Annotated in this window: 12 protein-coding genes; 8 read left to right on the forward strand and 4 right to left on the reverse strand. The window is 70.7% G+C overall.

Annotation, left to right across the window (positions count from 1 at the left end; genetic code table 11):
- Positions 1-174: 174 nt before the first annotated feature.
- Together ATL45_RS24130 and ATL45_RS24135 are read right to left on the reverse strand one after the other, a co-directional pair.
- Complete coding sequence (locus tag ATL45_RS24130; RefSeq protein ID WP_093153936.1) at positions 175-1,239, reverse strand: cobalamin-independent methionine synthase II family protein; 1,065 nt, start codon at positions 1,237-1,239, stop codon at positions 175-177.
- A gap of 161 nt (positions 1,240-1,400) precedes the next feature.
- Entirely contained in the window at positions 1,401-2,750 is a 1,350-nt protein-coding gene (locus ATL45_RS24135; RefSeq protein ID WP_093153939.1) for an FAD-dependent oxidoreductase, read from the reverse strand.
- Between the two features lie 227 nt (positions 2,751-2,977).
- Between ATL45_RS24135 and ATL45_RS24140 the strand changes: the two genes are divergently transcribed.
- The 4 genes from ATL45_RS24140 (at position 2,978) to ATL45_RS24155 (ending at position 8,698) form a co-directional block, all read left to right on the forward strand.
- Positions 2,978-3,874, forward strand: coding sequence for an SAM-dependent methyltransferase (locus ATL45_RS24140; protein ID WP_342775302.1), 897 nt, complete (start codon positions 2,978-2,980; stop codon positions 3,872-3,874).
- A 5-nt stretch (positions 3,875-3,879) separates the two neighbouring features.
- Positions 3,880-5,985: a putative bifunctional diguanylate cyclase/phosphodiesterase gene (locus tag ATL45_RS24145; protein WP_246025512.1), complete on the forward strand. Its 2,106-nt coding sequence runs from the start codon at positions 3,880-3,882 to the stop codon at positions 5,983-5,985.
- A 140-nt stretch (positions 5,986-6,125) separates the two neighbouring features.
- Complete coding sequence (gene thrS / locus ATL45_RS24150) at positions 6,126-8,141, forward strand: threonine--tRNA ligase (RefSeq protein ID WP_093153941.1); 2,016 nt, start codon at positions 6,126-6,128, stop codon at positions 8,139-8,141.
- Positions 8,142-8,218: 77 nt separating this feature from the next.
- Positions 8,219-8,698, forward strand: coding sequence for an HIT family protein (locus tag ATL45_RS24155; RefSeq protein ID WP_246025861.1), 480 nt, complete (start codon positions 8,219-8,221; stop codon positions 8,696-8,698).
- A gap of 157 nt (positions 8,699-8,855) precedes the next feature.
- Here ATL45_RS24155 and ATL45_RS24160 read toward each other — a convergent pair whose 3' ends face one another.
- Positions 8,856-9,383, reverse strand: a complete 528-nt coding sequence (locus tag ATL45_RS24160) for a YceI family protein (protein ID WP_093153946.1) — start codon at positions 9,381-9,383, stop codon at positions 8,856-8,858.
- Between the two features lie 220 nt (positions 9,384-9,603).
- On the opposite strand from ATL45_RS24160, the gene pgsA reads away from it, so the two are divergent.
- Entirely contained in the window at positions 9,604-10,221 is a 618-nt protein-coding gene (pgsA, locus tag ATL45_RS24165) for a phosphatidylinositol phosphate synthase (RefSeq protein ID WP_093153949.1), read from the forward strand.
- A gap of 182 nt (positions 10,222-10,403) precedes the next feature.
- Here pgsA and pdxS read toward each other — a convergent pair whose 3' ends face one another.
- Positions 10,404-11,321 (reverse strand): pyridoxal 5'-phosphate synthase lyase subunit PdxS, encoded by a 918-nt coding sequence (pdxS, locus tag ATL45_RS24170; protein WP_093153951.1) that lies wholly within the window; start codon positions 11,319-11,321, stop codon positions 10,404-10,406.
- Between the two features lie 373 nt (positions 11,322-11,694).
- Between pdxS and ATL45_RS24175 the strand changes: the two genes are divergently transcribed.
- The 3 genes from ATL45_RS24175 to ATL45_RS24185 all read left to right on the forward strand — a co-directional run bounded on the left by ATL45_RS24175 (position 11,695) and on the right by ATL45_RS24185 (position 15,805).
- Complete coding sequence (locus ATL45_RS24175) at positions 11,695-12,267, forward strand: TetR/AcrR family transcriptional regulator (RefSeq protein ID WP_246025513.1); 573 nt, start codon at positions 11,695-11,697, stop codon at positions 12,265-12,267.
- Complete coding sequence (locus ATL45_RS24180; protein WP_246025514.1) at positions 12,264-13,604, forward strand: MFS transporter; 1,341 nt, start codon at positions 12,264-12,266, stop codon at positions 13,602-13,604. The genes ATL45_RS24175 and ATL45_RS24180 overlap by 4 nt, the downstream gene beginning before the upstream one ends.
- An 86-nt stretch (positions 13,605-13,690) precedes the next feature.
- The gene (locus ATL45_RS24185; RefSeq protein WP_093153954.1) at positions 13,691-15,805 is read left to right on the forward strand and encodes an elongation factor G-like protein EF-G2; all 2,115 of its coding nucleotides are present in this window, start codon (positions 13,691-13,693) and stop codon (positions 15,803-15,805) included.
- Positions 15,806-15,862: the final 57 nt, after the last annotated feature.

The raw sequence follows: 15,862 nt of genomic DNA on the forward strand, positions 1-15,862 counted from the left end.
AACGTTCGGCATAGCGGCAGGGCGTGATCAGCGGCATCGCGCACAACTGGCCCGGTGACCTGGTGGTGACCGCGGGCTGGGACAACACCATCCGCTTCCGGCGCTTCCCCGAACGCTGAAACCCGTGTGCCGGACACCTCGCCGAGGCGTCCGGCACACGGGAACTCGTCGGCGCTAGAGGCCGAGGGCTTCAGCGGCCATGGCCGTTCCCCGGACTCGGGCTGCGATCTTGGCGAAGGCCGTTTCGCGGGAGGTGGAGGTGTCGTCGGCGAACGGGGAGAAACCGCAGTCGTCGCAGGTGCCCAGCTGGTCCACGGGGATGTGGCGGGCCGCGGCCAGCACCCGGTCGCGCACCTCCTCCGGCGTCTCGATGCGCGGGTCGATCGGGTCGGTCACGCCGACGAACACCCGGATTCCCGGGCGGAGCTGGCCGGCGATGATGCCGAGCACGCGGTCGGGGTCCGGCTCGCTGGCCAGCTGGACGTAGAAGTTGCCGACCTGCAGGCCGAACAGCTTCGGCAGCAGGTCCGCGTAGTCCACGTCCAGGCTGTGCGTCGAATCGCGGTCCCCGCCGGGGCACGTGTGCACCCCGATCCGGGCCTGCTCCTCCGGGCCGAAGCGGTCGAGCACCGAGTTGTTCAGCGCGATGAAGTCGTCGAGCAGACCACCCGACGGATCCAGCTTGAGCGACAGCCGGGCCTCGGTGAAGTCCAGCTGGACGCGGTGCGCACCGGCTTCCAGGCAGCGGCGGACGTCGGCTTCGGCTTCGTCGGCGAGATCCTGGAGGAACGCTTCGCGGGAGTAGCCGTCGATGCCCTCCGCCGGGTAGAGCAGGCTCAGCGCGGACGGGGCGATGATCGCCTGCTTGACCGGCAGGTCGGTGTGCTCGCGGGCGCTGCGCAGGAAGCTGTCGGCGTGGACCTGGTAGCGGAACGGTCCCGCGGTGAGGCGGGGGAGCTGCCTGGTGTGCCCGTCGGCGAACGGGACGACCGCGCCGTCCGGGGCGAGGGCGTCGAGACCGGCGATCGGGTAGGTGAGGAAGCTGGGCTTGCGCTGCTCGCCGTCCACCACGACGGGGCAGCCCAGCTTCGCCAGCCTGGTCAGCGTGTCGGCGGTCGCCCGCTCCTGGAGCTCGGCGAGCGCAGCGTCGTCGAGCTGTCCTGCGGCGTGCTCGGCGAGGCCTCGGAGGAGCTCCGGCGGCCGGGGGATGCTGCCGATCGGCTCGGTGGGGAGTGTCATGGCTCGGACGATAGGGACGGCCGGAACCGCGACCGCGAAGTTTCACCCGGTTGCCCGGGCCGCGTTCCCGGATTTCACCCGGCCAGCAGATCAACTGCGACGGCACCTCCGACCGGGCGGTCGGAGGTGCCGTCGAAAAGCACTGCGGGAGCGGGGAAAGCTCACTCCGCGCGGGAGATGCGCACCATCTCGTCGCGGGGGACGACCTTGACCCGCTCGCGGCCCTGTGCCTCGCCCAGCGCCTTCTCGTGGGCGTCCAGGCGGCCCCAGCCCTCCCACGTCGTGTACTCCACGCCGCGCTCGTCCAGCAGCCGCAGGATGCTCTCGGCCGACGGGTCCTCCGCCTGCGGCATCGACTCCAGGTCGGCCAGCAGGTTGTTGATCGTCTCCAGCGCGTCGCCCTTGGTGTGGCCGATCAGGCCCACCGGACCGCGCTTGATCCAGCCCGTGGTGTAGACGCCGGGCATGTGCTCGCCGTCCAGGTCCAGCACCCGGCCGCCGTCGTTGGGCACGACGCCCGCGGCGTGGTCGAACGGGATGTCGGCCAGCGGCGAGCTCAGGTAGCCCACCGCGCGGTAGACCTGCTGCGCCGGGTAGGTCTCGTACTCGCCGGTGCCGCGCACGTTGCCGTCACCGGTGAGCTCCATGACCTCGACCTTGAAGCCCTCGACCCGGTCGGTGCCCTGCACCTCGACCGGCGCGCGCAGGAAGTGCAGGTGCAGCCGCCGGGAGGTGTTGTGCTTCGGGTCGCGCAGCGCCCAGTCCTGCAGCGTCTTGACGATCGTCTTCACCTGGTTGTTGGTGCGGATCGCCTCCTCGCTGGCCTCGTCGAGCTCGAAGCCCTCGGGGTGCACGATGACCTCGACGTCGTCCTGGTGGTCGAGCTCGCGCAGCTCCAGCGGGGTGAACTTGGCCTGCGCCGGACCGCGCCGGGCGAACAGGTGCACGTCGGTGACCCGCGAGTCCTTCAGGCCGCGGTGCACGTTCTCCGGAATCTCGGTGCTCAGCAGGTCGTCGGCCTGCTTGGCCAGCACGCGGGCGACGTCCAGCGCCACGTTGCCCGCGCCGATCACCGCGACCTGCTCGCCGTCCAGCGTCCACTCGCGCGGCGCCTCCGGGTAGCCGTCGTACCAGTAGACGAAGTCGGCGGCGCCGAAGCTGTGCGGCAGGTCGATGCCGGGGATGTCCAGCGGGCGGTCCTGGTCCGCGCCGGTGGCGAAGATGACCGCGTCGTAGTGGTGCCGCAGGTCGTCGAGCTTGACGTCCACGCCGTAGTCGACGTGCCCGAGGAAGCGGATCTCCGGCTTCTCCAGCACCCGGTGCAGCGCGCTGACGATGCCCTTGATGCGCGGGTGGTCGGGCGCCACGCCGTAGCGGATCAGACCGTAGGGCGCGGGCATCCGGTCCAGCAGGTCGATCTCGACCGGGGTCTCGGACTTGGTCAGGATGTCGGCCGCGTACACACCGGCCGGTCCGCTGCCGACGATCGCTACCCGCAGAGGGCGAGTCATTCCATCTCCTCCTACCCCGAACGGTCCTCGGCCGGCCCGGAGTGCTCGCTGACTGGCCCATCACGACTGGGCCCGGTGGGCGTCCACCAAGACCCCTCCAGCTTAGGTATCCCTTACCCCGGATCTCGCGATGCGGACGGTGACAATGCTCATACCGGAACCCGGATCCGCTCGGCGGGAACGCAGAGTGCGTGACTAGGTGCGCCGGGTGACAGTAGGATCGCCGCTTGATCAACGTTCCGGTCGCTACCTCGCTCGACGACGCAGAGATGATCTCGGTGGCCGGGCGGACCAACGGCTGGAGGTCACGCGGAATGCAGCAGCGGCCGGACTGGGCGCCCGAGGGCGTCGACCTGGAGAAGCCCAGCGCAGCCAGGTGCTACGACTTCTACTTAGGTGGCGCGTACAACTTCGAGGTGGACCGCGAGCTCGGGCGCAAGGTCATGGAAGTGGTGCCCAACGTCCAGGAGATCGCGATCAACAACCGGGCGTTCCTGCGGCGCGCGGTGCGCTACTGCCTGGACCAGGGCGTCCGGCAGTTCCTGGACATCGGCTCCGGCATCCCCACCGTGGGCAACGTGCACGAGATCGCCCAGGCCGCGGACCCGGAATCCCGCGTGGTCTACGTGGACAACGAGCCGGTCGCGGTCGCGCACAGCCGCGCCATCCTGGGCGACACCGAGCGGGCCACCATCGTGCAGGCCGACCTGCTCGACGTCGAAGGCGTCCTGGACGCGCCCGAGACGCGGCGGATGCTCGACTTCAGCCGGCCCATCGCCGTCATGATGGTCGCGCTGGTGCACTTCGTCGCGGACAGCAGCAAGCCGCGCGAGGTGATCCGCCGCTACTACGAGCGCCTCCCGGCGGGCAGCTACCTCGGCTTCTCGCACGTCACCGGGGACCACTACATGGAGGGCGTGCAAGGTCTCGTGAAGCTCTACGAGGACAGCATCAACCCGGTCACGCTGCGCACCCGCGACGAGGTCGCCGAGCTGATCGGCGACTTCGAGATCGTCGAGCCCGGCGTGGTCTACGTCCCGGACTGGCGGCCGGACACCGAGGAGGACGTCTGGGAGCAGCCGGAGCGGTCCATCGTCTACGGCGCAGTCGGACGCAAGGTGTGATCTCTTTGCCAGCTCAGGCCCCCGGCGGAGCGCCGGAACACGACGACGTGGTGAAGGAGTGGACCCGCCGGATCATCCACACCAGCTACGTCGCGATGGGGCGTCCCGAGCTAGAGACCTTCCTGGCCCGGTGCCTGGATGACCTGCTGGCCGCGCTCGACGGCGGACCGATCGCCGCGGCGTCCGGGGTCGGCAGGCGGCTGGTCGACGTGCACTTCACCAACTCCGCGGCGCTGTCCGGCACGCTGCAGCACCTGATGACCGCGCTGCCCGCGCTCCGCGCGACCGAGCAGGCCCGGCTGATCGAGGTGCTCGGCGAACTGGCCGCCGGATACGCCGGTGCGCTGCGCGAGCAGACGCTGGCCGAGCAGGCGCTGATCCAGCGGGCCGCCTCGGCCGCTCGCGACGCCGCCGAGGAGGCGTTGCGCGCCAGCGAGGCCCGCTCCCGCGCCGTTGTCATCTCCTCCGCGCTGGGCATCGCCGTCGTCCGGCTCGACGGCAGCATCGAGGAGGCCAACGCCGCGATGCGCCGGATCTTCCGGCGCAGCGACGAGGAACTGGTCGGCCACACCATCTTCGAGCTGACCGACGCCGACTGGGTGGCCGAGCTGCAGGCCGCCAACGACGGCCTGGTCGGCGCGAGCGACGACCGCTACCAGCTCGACACCCGGTTCACCGCGCCGGACGGCTCGCACGTGTGGACCCAGCTGTCGGCCTCCCTGGTCCGCGACGCCCGCGGCGAACCCGACTACCAGGTGGTGCTCTACGAGGACATCACCGACCGGCACATGCTCCAGGAGCAGTTCCGCAGGCAGGCCGTGCACGACCCGCTCACCGGCCTGGCGAACCGGACCCAGCTGCAGTCCGGCCTGGACAAGGCGCTGGAGGAGACGCGCCCCGGCAGGCGGGTGGGGCTGTGCTTCTTCGATTTGGACGGGTTCAAGGCGGTCAACGACAGCCTCGGCCACCCGATCGGCGACCAGCTGCTGCGCACCGTCGCCCAGCGGTTGCAGGCCGCCGCGCGGGGCGCGCTGGCCGCGCGGATGGGCGGCGACGAGTTCGTCGTCCTGGTGCCGGACTCCACTGGCTCCGGCGACCTGGTGGCGCTGGTCGAGACGCTGCTGGCGGAGATCACCCAGCCCGCGCGCATCGGCTCGCACGAGCTCAGCGCCTCGGCCAGCGTCGGGATCGTGGAGCGCCCGGTCGCCGGGACCGACGCCGAGTCGCTGCTGCGCGACGCCGACATCACCCTCTACCGGGCCAAGCAGGACGGCCGGGCGCAGTGGGTGCTTTTCGACCCGGAGCGCAACGCGCAGGCGCGCGACCGCTTCAAGCTCTCCGCCGAGCTGCCCGCCGCGATCGAGCAGTACGAGCTGTTCGTCGAGTACAAGCCGATCGTGGAACTGGCCACCGGCCGCTACGTCGGGGCCGCCTCCACCGTCCGCTGGGACCACCCGGAGTTCGGCGAGCTCAGCGAGGACCGCTTCCTCGGGCTGGCCGAGGAGACCGGGCTGATCACCCGGCTCGGCAGCTGGGCGCTGGAGCAGGTGTGCGAGCAGGCCGCGCGCTGGGTGGAGCGGCTGGGCCCGGCGGCTCCGATCGCCGCGGTGCGCCTGTCGCCGCGGCACTGCCGCGACCCCGAGCTGGTCGCCGACGTGCAGCGCATCCTCGGCAAGACCGGGCTGCCGGGCGAGTACCTGGCGCTCGGCCTGCCCGAATCCAGCCTGTTCGACGCGCAGGGCGACCCGCTGGACACGCTGGAGATCCTCGCCGAGATGGGCCTGCGGTTGTGCGTCTACGAGTTCGGCGAGGACTACGCCCGGGTGCCGCGGCTGAAGGACGTGCCGCTGGGCATGGCGCGCATCGAGGGCCCGCACCTGGACAGCTTCACCGAACCGGACGGGCCCGCCCCGCTGGACGCGCACCTGGTGTCGGCGGCCTGCGGCGCGGCCGAGCTGCTGGGCCTGCCGGTCAGCGCCGCGGGCGTGCGCGACGACCTGCAGGCCCGCCGCCTGCGCGAGCTGGGCGTGTCGCTGGCGATGGGGCCGTTCACCGGCGGCCTGGTCTCGGCGCTCGAGCTGGCGGAGCTGGTCCTGGAGCAGGAGGGCTGAGGCGTCGGGTGGCGGCCGAAAACCGTCCGCGACCAGCCGATAGCATCGTGATGCGAAGCGTGTCCGCGCCGGTCGGCGACCGGCCCAGCCGAGGAGTGAACGTGTCCGTACAGCCTTCCCAAGCCCAGCAAGCTCTCCGGGTGAAGGTTCCGGCGGGCACTACCGCGGGCGCGGCCGTGGCCGAGGCCGGGCTGCCGTCCAAGGGCCCGGACGCCGTCGTGGTGGTCCGCGACGCCGAGGGCGCTCTGCGCGATCTGGCCTGGGCACCGGAGGCCGACGTCGAGGTGGAGGCGGTCGCCGCCGACACCGAGGAGGGCCGCAGCGTCATCCGCCACTCCGCCGCGCACGTGCTCGCGCAGGCGGTGCAGAACCTGTTCCCGGACGCGAAGCTGGGCATCGGCCCGCCGATCAAGGACGGCTTCTACTACGACTTCGACGTGGACCGCCCGTTCACCCCGGAGGACCTGCAGGCGCTGGAGAAGCGCATGAAGCAGATCCTCAAGTCCGGCCAGAAGTTCGCCCGCCGCCGCCTGGAGTCGGTCGAAGCGGCCAAGCAGGAGCTGGCCGGTGAGCCGTACAAGCTGGAGCTGGTCGACCTCAAGTCCGATGTGGACACCAGTGAGGTGATGGAGGTCGGCGGCGGCGAGCTGACCGTCTACGACAACATCGACCGGCACGGCGAGGTCGTCTGGGGCGACCTGTGCCGCGGGCCGCACGTGCCGCACACCCGGTTCATCCCGGCGTTCAAGCTGATGCGGGTCGCCGCGGCCTACTGGCGCGGCAACCAGAACAACCAGCAGCTGCAGCGGATCTACGGCACCGCGTGGGAGTCCAAGGAGAAGCTGGAGGAGCACCTGGAGCTGCTGGCCGAGGCCGAGCGCCGCGACCACCGCAGGCTCGGTGCCGAGCTCGACCTGTTCTCCTTCCCGGAGGAGATCGGCTCCGGGCTGCCGGTGTTCCACCCCAAGGGCGGCATCATCCGCCGCGAGCTGGAGGACTACTCCCGCAAGCGGCACGAGCAGGCCGGCTACGAGTTCGTCAACACCCCGCACGTCACCAAGGACACGCTGTTCAAGACCTCCGGTCACCTGGACTGGTACCGGGACGGCATGTTCCCGGCGATGCACCTCGACGAGGAGCGCGACGCCAACGGCGAGCTGCGCAAGCCGGGCGTCGACTACTACCTCAAGCCGATGAACTGCCCGTTCCACAACCTGATCTTCCGCTCCCGCGGGCGCTCCTACCGCGAGCTGCCGCTGCGGCTGTTCGAGTTCGGGTCGGTGTACCGGTACGAGAAGTCCGGCGTGGTGCACGGGCTGACCCGCGTGCGCGGCATGACGCAGGACGACGCGCACATCTACTGCACGCCCGACCAGCTGCAGGACGAGCTGAAGTCGCTGCTGGGCTTCGTGCTGGACCTGCTGCGCGACTACGGCCTGGACGACTTCTACCTGGAGCTGTCCACCCGCAACGAAGAGAAGTACGTCGGCGACGACGAGAGCTGGGAGGTCGCCACCGAGGCGCTGCGCACCGCGGCCGAGGAGTCCGGCCTCGAGCTGGTGCCGGACCCGGGCGGCGCGGCCTTTTACGGCCCGAAGATCTCCGTGCAGGCCAAGGACGCGCTGGGCCGCAGCTGGCAGATGTCGACCATCCAGGTCGACTACCACCTGCCGGAGCTGTTCAACCTGGAGTACACCGCGCCGGACGGCAGCAAGCAGCGGCCGATCAAGATCCACCGGGCGCTGTTCGGCTCCATCGAGCGGTTCTTCGGCGTGCTCACCGAGCACTACGCGGGCGCCTTCCCGGCCTGGCTCGCGCCGGTGCAGGCGGTCGGCATCCCGATCGCCGACGAGCACGTCGAGCACCTGCAGCAGGTGGCGGAGTCGTTGCGGGCCAAGGGGATCCGCGTCGACATCGACACCAGCGACGACCGGATGCAGAAGAAGATCCGCACCCACACCACGCAGAAGGTGCCGTTCCTGCTGCTGGCGGGCGGCAAGGACGTCGAGGCGGGCGCGGTGTCGTTCCGGTTCCGCGACGGCACCCAGATCAACGGCGTGCCGGTGGACACCGCGGTCGACGCGCTGGTCGACTGGGTGCGGCGCCGCGAGAACGCCTCGCCGACCGCGGAGAACTTCCAGGCGGGGACGGCGTGAACGCAGGACCGGAGCTGACCGAGCAGCCGGGGGTCGGGGTCCAGGACGCCTTGCAGCGGTTGTGGACCCCGCACCGGATGGCCTACATCCAGGGCGAGAACAAGCCGGACGGCGACGACAGCGACGGCTGCCCGTTCTGCCGGCTGCTGGAGTCCGGACGGCCGGACGCCGAGACGCTGATCGTGGCGCGCGGCGAGCTGGTCTTCGCGATCCTCAACCTGTACCCGTACAACCCGGGTCACCTGATGGTGCTGCCGTACCGGCACGTCGCCGACTACACCGAGCTGACCGCGGCGGAGACGGTGGCGGTGGCGGAGTACACGCAGCGCGCCATGCGGGTGATCCGCCGGGTGTCGGCGCCGCACGGGTTCAACATCGGGCTCAACCAGGGCCCGGTGGCGGGTGCGGGCATCGCGGCGCACCTGCACCAGCACGTGGTGCCCCGCTGGGGCGGTGACTCGAACTTCATGCCGGTCATCGGCCACACAAAGGTCCTGCCCCAGCTCCTCGGCGAAACCCGGGCCCTCCTCGCCGAAGCCTGGGCCGCCGCGGACTGAACACCTCCGGAAGCGCCGGTTCCGGGGCTCCGCGCAATTTCCATTGAAATCTCACGTCCGATTTCAATGGAAATTCGATGTCGAATTTCAATTGAAATCGCGCAACAGCGACGAGGGCCGGGGAGCGATCCCCGGCCCTCGTTTCGCGTTCGGCGGCTCAGCCGCGGAGCTTGGCCTCGATGTCGAGGGTGATGGTCACCTTCTCGCCGATCAGGGCGCCACCGGGCTGCCCGACGCCGAAGTCGGTGCGGTTGAGGACGACCTTCGCGGACAGGCCGAGCAGGCCGTCCTCGGTGAAGCCGCCCAGCTCGGTCTCCAGCGACACCGGCTTGGTCACGCCGTGCAGGGTGAACTCGCCGTCGATGACGAAGTCCTCGCCGTCCTTGCGGACGCCGGTGGAGCGGAAGGTGGCGGTCGGGAACTGCTCGACGTCCAGGAAGTCGGCGTTGCGCACGTGCGCGTCCCGGTCGGCGTTGCCGGTGTCGACCGAGGCGGTCTCGATCGTCGCGGTGACCGAGGAGTCCAGCGGGTCGGCAGCGGTGACGATCTCGCCCTGGAAGCTGCCGAAGCGGCCGCGGGACTTGCCCACGCCCATGTGGCGCACGGTGAACTGGATGTCCGAGTGGACGCTGTCGATGTCCCAGGTGCCCGCGACGTAGCCGGGGATCTGCTCGGTGGCGGTCATGCTGTCTCCAAAGGTGTGGCGTGCGAGTCGGCTCCGAACTCCGACCTGCCGCGCGCCTCCGCAGCGGGGAGTTCTGACCTGCACCAACAACATTGAACCTTCAATGATTCCGTTCTGTGGCAGAGATCACCGACGGCCGCGTCCGCCGACGCCCGTGATCAGCGCGGGCTAGTCTGCTGGCACGGCAAACGACAAGCACAGGCGGCTGAACCCTCAAGCAATGCTCAACATCTTCGCGCGGGCCTCGATGTCCCGACTGACAAACCCGATCGGCGCGGGCCTGGTCCGGCTCGGCCTGTCGCCGAATGCGGTGACGCTGACCGGGACGGTCGCCAGCATCGCGGCCGCGCTGTGGTTCTTCCCGCGCGGCGAGCTGTTCGTGGGCACCGTGGTGGTCGCGGTGTTCTTGCTATTCGACATCCTCGACGGCGCGATGGCCCGCGCCGGGGGCTGTGCGACCCGGTTCGGCGGAGTGCTCGACGCGAGCTGCGACCGGCTCGTCGACGGGGCCCTGTTCGGCGCGCTGGTGTGGTGGTCGCTGGTGGTCGAGGTGGACCGGACGCGCGGCCTCGGCCTGCTGATCTGCCTGGTCGGCGCGCAGGTGATCTCCTACGTCAAAGCCCGTGCGGAGGCCAACGGGCTGAGCGCGGACGGCGGTCTGGCCGAACGGGCCGAGCGCTTCCTGGTGGTGCTCGTCGGCACCGGCCTGCACGGCCTCGGCGTCCCGTACGTCCTGGACGTGGCGATCTGGCTCCTGGTGCTCCTCACCCTGATCACCATCGTCCAGCGCCTGGCCGCGGTCCACCGCTCGGCCCGCACCCAGAAGGAGAACAGCTGATCCTCCGTCATCCCAGGTCTGGTGCCCCGCAAATTCAATGGAAATCAGAGGTCAAAGTTCCATTGAATTTGCGGAAGCTGTCCACGGGCACCGGCGTGTCGTGGCCCGACACGCCGACAGCACACAATTTCCATTGAAATCGGACGTCCAACTTCAATGGAAATTGCGTGGCCGTGGCGTCGTCACCAGCCGCGCTGGGCGTAGCGCTGCTGCTCGGAGAGGTCGTCCAGGTTGATGCCGACCATCGCTTCGCCGAGGCCCCGGGAGACCTTCGCGATCACGTCCGGGTCGTCGTAGAACGTCGTCGCCTTGACGATCGCTTCCGCGCGCTTGGCCGGGTCGCCGGACTTGAAGATGCCCGAACCGACGAACACGCCCTCCGCGCCCAGCTGGCGCATCATCGCCGCGTCCGCCGGGGTCGCGATGCCGCCCGCGGTGAACAGCACCACCGGCAGCTTCCCGGTCCGGGCGATCTCCCGGACCAGCTGCACCGGCGCGCGCAGCTCCTTCGCCGCCACGTAGAGCTCGTCGTCGTCCAGCACCGACAGCCGCCGGATGTCGGCGCGGATCTGGCGCATGTGCCGCGTCGCCTCGACCACGTTGCCGGTGCCGGCCTCGCCCTTGGAGCGGATCATCGCCGCGCCCTCGGAGATCCGGCGCAGCGCCTCACCGAGGTTGGTCGCGCCGCACACGAACGGCACCGTGAACGCCCACTTGTCGATGTGGTTGACCTCGTCGGCGGGCGTGAGCACCTCGGACTCGTCGATGTAGTCCACGCCCAGCGACTGCAGCACCTGCGCCTCGACGAAGTGCCCGATGCGGGCCTTGGCCATCACCGGGATCGACACGGCGCTGACGATGCCGTCGATCATGTCCGGATCGGACATCCGGGCCACCCCGCCCTGCACGCGGATGTCGGCGGGCACCCGTTCCAGGGCCATCACGGCGACCGCGCCCGCGGCCTCGGCGATCTTGGCCTGCTCCGGGGTGACCACATCCATGATCACGCCGCCCTTGAGCATCTCGGCCATGCCCCGCTTGACCCCGTCGGTCCCGGTCTGGGAGGTGCGGGCGGTGTCCTTGACGTCGACAGTAGTCACCTTCGGCCTTCCTCTCGGTGTTCTGCCGAATCGAGACTAGAGCCGAACTGGACCACCAACACGGTCCACTAATCGAGAATTCCACTAGTCCACTTCGTGGTAGGTCTCCCGGGCTCGTTTTGCGTTGCGGTGCGGGTAGTGGAACCTCAGACGCCGCCTGGACTGCGCGATCCCGCTCTTATGCATGTCCAGCACGGCTAGCGGGCTGTCCTCGCCAGGCGACGTCTGAGAACCCGCGGCGGTGCAAGTGGCGTAGGTGGGTTATGCGCCTGCGGCACCTGCTGCGGTGCGGGCTGTTGGTCGTCGCGGCTGCGGGGCCGGAACGGGGCGAAAGGCGTTGAAGTGATTAGTTAGTAACTAGTAACTTATCCGCATGGCCAAGCGGATGCGCGGGGCTGAGCGGCGGGCTCAGGTGCTGGAGATCGCTGCGGCGGAGTTCGCCGCGCACGGGTTGCACGGTGCGTCGACCGAGGCGATCGCCCGGGACGCCGGGATCACGCAGGCCTACGTCTTCCGGATGTTCGGGACGAAGAAGGCGCTGTTCCTGGAGCTCGTCCGGGCGGCCTTCGACCGGCTGAGCGACGGGATGCGGGATGCCGCCGGGGACCGGACCGGGCTGGACGCGCTCGCCGCCATGGGCGCGCAGTACTACGACCTGCTCTCGGACCGCACCGGACTGCTGCTGCAGCTCCAGGGGTTCGCCGCGTGCGGTGACGAGGAGGTGCGCGAGGCCGTCCGGGAGTGCTTCGCGCGGATGTGGGACGCGGTCGCCGACGTCACCGGGCTCGAACCGGTGACCGTCAAGTCGTTCCTCGCGTTCGGGATGCTCTTGAACTCCGGTGCCGCGCTGGACGTCGAGCACGCCGACGGGACGTGGGCGGAGGGAGTCCGCACCCGGATCAACGCAGGCCTGTTCGAGCACATCACGGCGGAGCGGAACCGGTGAGCGGCCGCCTCGGGCCCGGGCTCGTGGTGGTCGCGCTCATGGGCGCGGTCATCGGGAGCGTCGGCGCGCCGCTGATCACGGCGGTCGCGACCGGCCTGCACGTGCCGCTGGAGGCCGCGCAGTGGACGCTGACGATCACGCTGTTCACCGGCGCGATCGCCGGGCCCGTCCTCGGCAGGCTCGGCAGCGGACCGCACCGGCGCGTCGCGATCCTGGTCACCCTCGCCCTGGTCGCGATCGGCGGAGCGCTGACCGCGCTGCCCCTGCCCTTCGCGGCCCTGGTGATCGGGCGAGGGCTGCAAGGGCTCGGAGTCGCGGTGGTGGCGCTGCTCATGAGCGTCGCCCGTACGCACCTTCCTCCGGAGCGCTCCGCCACGACGATCGCTGCCCTGTCCGTCGCGTCCACTGTGGGAATCGGCGTCGGCTACCCGCTGATCAGCCTGCTCGACCAGCTCGCAGGCCTGCGCGCCGCGTACGCGCTCGGGTTCGTGCTGTCGGCGGTCGCGCTCGTCGTCGCATGGCGCGTACTCCCGCGCGAAGAACCGGGGGAGCGCCCGAAGATCGACGTGACCGGCGCGATCCTCCTCGGCGCGGGGACGCTCGGCGTCCTCGTGGTCATCGCCGAACCCTCGTTGTGGCGCAACCCTTGGCTGGGCGCGAGCATCCTCGCCGGTGCGATCGCGATCCTCGCCGCGTGGACGGCCGTCGAGCTCCGAACCACCGCGCCGCTGGTCGACCTGCGGCTGCTCGGGCAGGCATCCGTGCTCCGGGCCAACGCCGCGATGCTCATCGCGGGTATCGGCATGTACCTGCTGTTCAGCCTGCTCACCCGCTACGTGCAGACCCCGGCGGGCGCCGGTTACGGGTTCGCGCTCCCGGGAGTGGCCGCGGGTGCCGCGCTCATCCCGTTCTCCGCCTTCGGCTTCGTCGCGGGAAAGGTGCTGCGCGCTCGCGCGCAACGGCGGGCCTACGCGATCGCCGCAGCCGCCGTGGTGCTCGCCGCGCTGGTGTTCGCCGCCGCGACCGGCTCGCTCGTGGCCGTCCTGATCGCGATGGCCGTCCTCGGCTTCGGCGTCGGCGGGGTCTCCGCGGTCATGCCCAAGCTCGTCCTCGCCGGCGTTCCGCAGGCCGAGACCGCGAGCGTGCTCTCCATCAACCAGATCGTCCGCAGCACCGGCTTCAGCATCGGCAGCGCGCTCGCCGGACTGCTCCTCGCTGCCGCCACACCCGCCGGTGCGCTGCTACCCGTACCGGATGGCTATGTCGCGGCCGCCCTGTGGTCGGTGCCGCCGCTGGTGGTGAGCGCGCTGATCGTGGGCCGCCGCACCGCAGGCTGACGAGCCGGTGGCGGCCTTGCACGGGCCCGGCGACGGGTGTGTGATCGGAGACACAATCGGTTGCCGGGAGCGTGCGAGGAGTTCTCATGGGGAGCAAGCAGAGCGGCACAGTAGGAGGGCCGGCGATCCCGGCCCCCTCCGATCCGGCCGAAATCCGCAACGTCGTGCTCGTCGGGCCCTCGGCGGCGGGCAAGACCACCCTGGCCGAAGCGATGCTGGCGGCCACCGCGACGATCACGCGGACCGGCGCGGTCACCGAGGGCACCACGGTGTGCGACCACGAAGCCGCCTCGATCGAGCAGCAGCGGTCCATCTGCCTGGCCGTCGCGCCGATCCAGCACGGCAACATCAAGATCAACCTCATCGACACCCCCGGCTACGCCGACTTCGTCGGTGAGCTGCGGGCCGGGCTGCGCGCCGCCGACGCCGCGCTGTTCGTGGTGGCCGCGGCGGAGGGCATCGATCCGGCGACGCGGGCGATCTGGCAGGAGTGCGCGGCCGTCGGCATGCCCCGCGCGGTGCTCATCGCCCGCCTCGACCAGCCGCGCGCCGACTTCGACACCGCGCTGCTGACCTGCCAGGACGCCTTCGGCGGGGGAGTGCTGCCGCTGTACCTGCCGCACCACGGCGCGGACGGGGAGCTGACCGGGCTGGTCGGGCTGGTCACCGAGAGCATCTACGAATCCGGTGAACTGCGGCCCGCCGACGAGCAGGTGCGCGCCCGGATCGACCAGCCGCGCGGCGAGCTCATCGAGGCGATCATCGCCGAGAGCGAGGACGAGTCGCTGATGGACCGCTACCTCAACGGCGAGCCCATCGACGAGGACACCCTCATCGCCGACCTGGAGAAGGCGGTGGCCAGCGGCGGCCTGCACCCGGTGCTGCCGGTGTGCTCGATGGCCGGGATCGGCATCGCGGAGGTGCTCGACGGCATCGTCCGCGGCTTCCCCTCGCCGCTGGAGCACGCGCTGCCGGAGTTCACCGACCCGCACGGCCGCAACCCGCGAGCGCTCACCCCGGATCCGGACGGGCCGCTGGCGGCCGAGGTCGTGCACACCTCGGTCGACTCCTACGTGGGCCGGGTTTCGCTGGCGCGGGTCTTCTCCGGCACGATGCGTCCGGAGCGCCCGGTGCACGTCTCCGGGCACGGCATGGCCGACCGCGGGCATCCGGACCACGACGAGGACGAGCGCGTCGCGCACCTGTACTCGCCGCTGGGCGCGAACCTGCGCGAGGTGACGCACTGCGTCGCCGGCGACCTGTGCGCGCTGACCAAGATCGGTTCGGCGGAGACCGGCGACACCCTCTCCGACCCGTCCGACCCGCTGCTGCTCACGCCGTGGCCGATGCCGGAACCGCTGCTGCCGATCGCGGTCACCGCGCACACCCGCAGCGACGAGGACGCGCTGGCCCGCAACCTCAACCGCCTGGTCGCCGCCGATCCCAGCCTGAGGCTGGAGCGCGACACCGAGACCCACCAGCTGGTGCTGTGGTGCATGGGCGAAGCGCACGCCGACGTGGTCCTGCAGCGGCTGCGCGAGGGCGGCGCGGAGATCGACACGGTGCCGGTGGAGGTGCCGCTGCGGCAGACCTTCGCCCAGCCCGCCAAGGGGCACGGGCGGCACGTCAAGCAGTCCGGCGGGCACGGCCAGTACGCGGTGTGCGACATCGAGGTCGAGCCGCTGCCGCGCGGGTCCGGCGTGGAGTTCGCCGACCGCGTGGTCGGCGGCGCGGTGCCGCGCCAGTTCATCCCCAGCGTGGAGAAGGGCGTGCGGGCGCAGGTGGAGAAGGGCATCAACGAGGGCTGCCCGCTGGTGGACGTGCGGATCACGCTGGTCGACGGCAAGGCGCACAGCGTCGACTCTTCGGACGCGGCGTTCCAGGCCGCCGGTTCGCTGGCCCTGAAGGCCGCCGCCGAGCAGGCGGGGCTGATCACCCTGGAACCGGTCGACGCAGTGGCGGTGCACATTCCCGACGAGCACCTCGGCGCGGTGCTGGGCGACCTGTCGAGCCGCCGCGGCAAGGTGGTCGGCACGGAACCGGAGGACGGCGGCTGGACGGTGGTGCGAGCGCACGTGCCTGCCAGCGAGCTGATCCGCTACCCGGTCAACGTCCGCTCCCTGACCTCGGGCAGCGCGACCTTCACCCGCAACTTCGAGAGCTACGAGCCGATCCCGGACCACCTCATCACCCGGAAGTGACCACAACCACCCGGCCGAGTCCGGCGACCCCCGCGATCAGTCCAGGTCAGCGGGGGT

The organism is Saccharopolyspora antimicrobica (assembly GCF_003635025.1).
Taxonomy (GTDB): domain Bacteria; phylum Actinomycetota; class Actinomycetes; order Mycobacteriales; family Pseudonocardiaceae; genus Saccharopolyspora; species Saccharopolyspora antimicrobica.

Bases quoted from the DNA above. Each gene is read 5' to 3' on its own strand.
- ATL45_RS24130 (WP_093153936.1), bottom strand. From the start codon at position 1,239: ATGACACTCCCCACCGAGCCGATCGGCAGCATCCCCCGGCCGCCGGAG.
- pgsA (WP_093153949.1), top strand. From the start codon at position 9,604: ATGCTCAACATCTTCGCGCGGGCCTCGATGTCCCGACTGACAAACCCG.
- ATL45_RS24175 (WP_246025513.1), top strand. From the start codon at position 11,695: ATGGCCAAGCGGATGCGCGGGGCTGAGCGGCGGGCTCAGGTGCTGGAG.
- ATL45_RS24160 (WP_093153946.1), bottom strand. From the start codon at position 9,383: ATGACCGCCACCGAGCAGATCCCCGGCTACGTCGCGGGCACCTGGGAC.
- ATL45_RS24185 (WP_093153954.1), top strand. From the start codon at position 13,691: ATGGGGAGCAAGCAGAGCGGCACAGTAGGAGGGCCGGCGATCCCGGCC.
- ATL45_RS24155 (WP_246025861.1), top strand. From the start codon at position 8,219: ATGGCCTACATCCAGGGCGAGAACAAGCCGGACGGCGACGACAGCGAC.
- ATL45_RS24135 (WP_093153939.1), bottom strand. From the start codon at position 2,750: ATGACTCGCCCTCTGCGGGTAGCGATCGTCGGCAGCGGACCGGCCGGT.